Genomic DNA, 3242 nt, shown 5'->3' with positions numbered 1-3242 from the left:
CGGCGACGCTGCGCGAGATCTACGGCGACCTGGCCCCCGTGGCAATCATCCACGGCGACAACTCATCGAGCCCCGGCGAGATCGAGGTCTGCCCGACCCGCAATCAACGGGTGCTCGCCGGTGACCGGGCGGTGATGATCGGTACGGCCGACGAGTCGGCCGTACGCGGCATCAAGATACGACGGACGATCGGAACGCGTTCGGCGCGACCCCGACTGCGGCGGGTGTTCGACGGCGTACGGACCGTCGTCAACGACTTCAACCCGGCGTTCTACCCTGCTCTTGCGGCCGCCTCGACTCTCATCGTGATCTCAATGCTGCTGTTGCACTATAACTATCGGCATCCGCGGATGTCGTGGGTCGATGCGTTGTACTTCACCATCGAGACAATCACGACGACGGGTTACGGAGATTTCAGCTTCGCCCACCAGCAAACGTGGCTACGTCTGTTCGCCGCCATGTTGATGTTCGGCGGGGCGACCACCATCGCGTTGCTGGTCGCATTCATTGCCGACGTGCTGCTGTCCCGCCGCTTCGTGTTCGCCTCCGCGCGCCCGCGGGTGCGCCACCTGCGCAATCACGTCATCGTCGTGGGATTGAGCGCCCTCGGAATGCGGGTGGTCAGCGACCTCGTCAGGGCAGGACACGACGTCGCGGTCATCGAGATCAACGAGGACAACCGATTCTTGTCGGCGGCCCGGGAACTCGACGTGCCGGTGATCTTCGGCGATGCGACGCTGATTCAGACGCTGGAAACAGCCCGCGTCGACCGCGCCCGCGCGGTGGCGATTTTGACCCGCGACGACATGATCAACATCGAAACCGGAATCGTGCTGGCCGAGATGCTGGGACCGCAGGTGATGCCCAGGATCAACCGGCGCGCCGAGGTCTCGGTGGTGCTTCGGGTATACGACCGCGCGCTGGGACTGGCGGTCGCGCAACGGTTCCATTTCGAGAACGTCCGCTCGTCCGTCGCGCTGGCCGCACCGTGGTTCATCGGCGCTGCGATGGGCGTCGAGGTGCTGGGTACCTTCTCGATCGGCCAGAGTTCGTTCATGGTCGGTGCGATGCTGGTGGCCGACGGCAGCGAACTCGACGGGCTGCAGATGGGGAAATTGTCGAGCCGAACACGCGTGATCGCGATCTGCCGAGAGGACGCCCCGATCGATCTGCGCCCGCACCACGAAGGGCGACTTCGGGGCGGCGACACCGTGTATCTCGTCGGGCCGTACCGCGACCTGGTGGCCACCCTGCGCAAGGGATTGCCGCCCAAGCACGTCATCACGGCCCCGGAGCCCACGGAGCCCGCCGACGAGGTCGACGAATCACCTCAGCCGCAGCAAGACGTCGAGGTCACCCGTCAAGCAAGAACTGGCTGACAAGAGACACCCGGAGGTGTAACCAAGCGCCACTGTCTTTCTTGAATTTGAGAAATGCAGGTGATCCGCTTCTTAAACGGCAGTGATGTCGACCACAACCGCCGTCAATAAAGCGTCATGATTCTGACCGCACTTCGTTAAGAATCCATCATGGGACGCCATCGCCCGCAAGCAGCCGTTGCGGAGTGCCGCACCGATCGATATACAAAGAGTGCGCCGCAACCACCTATGCAACCGGTGGTTCGCAGAAGCCAAATCGCTTAGACGCCTGCTGAATAGCGAACGCAATCGGTTGCGAGGGAGTTTCGATGCCACTCGGTAACGTGCTGCAAGCACTAATCGTCCTTGCGGTGGTCTTGGTCGGCTCCGTATTCGTCGGAAACCTTTTTCGGCGGATTCGTCAGCCGGCGGTAGTCGGGGTTATTTTCTTCGGACTCCTACTCGGCACCATTCTGGCCATTAGTCCTCATTCTGTAAATTCCGCGTTACTTTCGCCGACGTCGAAATCGCTCATCGACGCCGTGGGTCAAGCGGGCCTCTTGTTGTTGTTGTTCTTGGTCGGAATCGAGTTGCGCTCCTACAGCAAGACAACAACTGAGCGCTCACCACTGTGGCGACTCCTGCCCTGCGTGCTGATTCCGGTCGTCGTCTGTGCGGCTGCTGCTTTTCCCTTCGCGCACCGACTGGTCGGACCGGATCACAACCCGATGCACGTATGGATGTTCATAGGTGTGGCGCTCAGCGTCACCGCGGTTCCCGTCCTCGTGCTGATCATGAAAGACCTTGGCGTCGCGGCACCGATCCCCGGTGTCGCGCTGCGAATTGCGGTCGCGACCGATGCGGCGGCATGGGCACTGGTGACGGTGCTGATCCTGGTGACCACAGACCTCAGCGCGGTCTCCGTACCAGCGCTCTGCGTGGGCGCCGGTTTGCTGTTCACCGTGATATTCGTGCTGCCGCGGATCGTTCAGCGGCTTTTCCGCGACTCCCACCAGGGAGCTCCGTTCGTGGTGGCGATGTTTGCATACGTACTGGTTGGCGCGGCAGCAACGCAGGTATTCGGTCTCCATCCGGCCCTCGGTGCGGTGCTCGCCGGTCTGTTCTTCCCGGCAGGATTGGCCAACGAGGCATCGCAGCGGGCGTTGTCCGCGGTCGCCGACATGCTCATCCCGGCATTCTTCGTGTCCAGCGCGCTGTCTGTGCCGCTGCAGGTCCTGGCGGATCTGTTCCGGTGGGGCAGCCTGGTCTGCCTGCTCGTCCTGACCATGGCCGCCTTCGGCTCAAAGCTCGCCGTCGGGCTGGTGGCCGGCAAGATGCAGCGCTGGCCACTGAGCACTTCAGCGAAGCTCGGCGTCCTGCTGAATTGCCGCGGCGTCACCGAATTGGCGATTGCATCGATCGGTCTGCAAGCCCACTTGATCGGGCCCTACGCGTTCGCGATGTTGTGTGCACTTGCGATCGTGACCACGGCGGTGACAGCCCCGCTCTACCGCGCGATCAACAACGTCACGCGTACTCGCGCTCATGTCGAGACGTCACGCGACGAAGTCGAGTTGGCGGCCTAGACGTGAGGTCCTGTTTCGCGCCATGAGCACTGACGTCAGCACCGCCGAAGAGCATGCCGTCACGACCACCCATCCGCACGGCAGCGAACCGACTCCGAGGGCGGCCGCCCCGGAGTCGGTTCGTGCTCCCCGGTGGTTGACGGCCGTAAGGCTCCGCGTCGTCGCGCTGGTGGGAGTTGTTGCCTGCGCGATGCTCACATCGATCGTCTTGTATGTCGACGGCGCTGGGTCGCAACGTATTTCAGTTCATGGAACGCCCACCGGCAGCGGCTCGACTGTGACGCTGGATGTAGTGAGT

General features: G+C 62.8%; 3 protein-coding genes. All 3 read left to right on the top strand.

What is annotated here, in order from left to right:
• Nucleotides 1-1379 (top strand): potassium channel family protein (locus tag WAN02_RS28035; protein ID WP_422268548.1); only part of this gene is annotated, 1379 nt, incomplete at its 5' end.
• 308 nt (nucleotides 1380-1687) lie between these two features.
• On the top strand, nucleotides 1688-2944 hold the full coding sequence (locus WAN02_RS28030; RefSeq protein WP_422268546.1) for a cation:proton antiporter: 1257 nt from the start codon (nucleotides 1688-1690) through the stop codon (nucleotides 2942-2944).
• A gap of 22 nt (nucleotides 2945-2966) precedes the next feature.
• A partial coding sequence (locus WAN02_RS28025; protein ID WP_422268544.1) for a hypothetical protein occupies nucleotides 2967-3242 on the top strand: 276 nt, incomplete at its 3' end.

This window comes from Mycobacterium sp. (genome assembly GCF_049281135.1).
Taxonomy (GTDB): Bacteria; Actinomycetota; Actinomycetes; order Mycobacteriales; family Mycobacteriaceae; genus Mycobacterium.
This window is presented reverse-complemented; position numbering and strand designations above follow the sequence as displayed.

Excerpts from the sequence above, each read along its gene's own strand:
- WAN02_RS28030 (WP_422268546.1), top strand. The coding sequence starts at position 1,688 with ATGCCACTCGGTAACGTGCTGCAAGCACTAATCGTCCTTGCGGTGGTC.